The sequence below is a fragment of the Vibrio sp. Vb1574 genome (assembly GCF_033338675.1).
Genome location: NZ_JAWOTC010000376.1, coordinates 1 through 1,119 on the forward strand (window position 1 = coordinate 1; position 1,119 = coordinate 1,119).

Below are 1,119 nucleotides of genomic sequence, written 5' to 3' on the forward strand. Positions count from 1 at the left end.
CAGCGTATCCAAGTTACGGTAACCGACTCGTTAGGAGCGGTCATAAACTTAGAAACGGTGGTGACTGGTGGAAGTTGGTCTCTGGACGACGTTGACTTTTCTGGATTGTCTGAAGGTACGCTGACAGTTGTTGCTGAGAGTATAGATATAGCGGGCAACCCTGCAACCAGTGAAAACACCATCATTAAAGATACGCTCGCAAGTGTGACGGTGGACGTTGACGATGGCGGAGACGGCTATTTAAGCATTGAAGAGCGCCAATCTGTCACTTTGTCAGGGCAAGTCAGTGATGTTGAAAATGGTCAGACGGTTTCTGTCACGGTTCAAGACAGCTCAGGGGTGATGCTCTCGTTCAATGCCGTTGTCGTTGATGGTATGTGGCAAGTCGAAGGGGTGAACTTATCCACGTTAGCCGATGGGGCGTTAACCGTATCTGCCTCCGTGAATGATGTGGCGGGCAACCAAGCGAAAGCGATGGATGAGGCTACGACCATAGATGCCACTGCTCCCACCATTGATATCGATACGGATTTTTATATTAGCGGTGGTCTTGCCATTGATGATTTCCGTGAGGGTATAGTCACGGAAATGAGAGGGATAACCAGTGGTGTAGAGCAAGGTCTGGCAGTGACGATTCGGGTAAGTGACGGAGACAGCACGCTGAATTTTACTGGCCTTGTTGATGCATCAGGTTCGTGGACAGTAACCGGAATTGACGTAAACACTCTCAATCTAAACAACACGTGGACCATTGAAGCAGAAGTGTTGGATGCCGCCGGCAACCACGCGGTAGATACCATGCCGACAATAGTGCTACCCGGTTCAACGGTATTTTCTGAAAATATCGTTGGATTTTTTGGTGAGCAAAGCAGCTCGGCAGCCATCAACATAGAAAATGGTGTGCCAGCACTGCATGCAGAGCAACCAAGTTTGAGCGCGCTTACATCGGTCGGTCAATCTATAAATGTTGTTGTTGCAGAAGATGGGTTGAGCTTACAAGGAACATCGACTGACGACCGATTAGTTTTCTCTGCAGAGGTCAATGATGATGGTACGGTTCAAATTACTTTTTATGAAGCGATTGATCATGGTGTAGGTCAAGATGAGCTGGTGACTAAC

General features: G+C 48.2%; 1 pseudogene. It reads left to right on the plus strand.

The annotated features are described in order from the left end of the window. Window positions 1–1,119 (plus strand): annotated as a pseudogene (locus R7O12_RS26280) (RTX toxin); the annotation flags it as partial.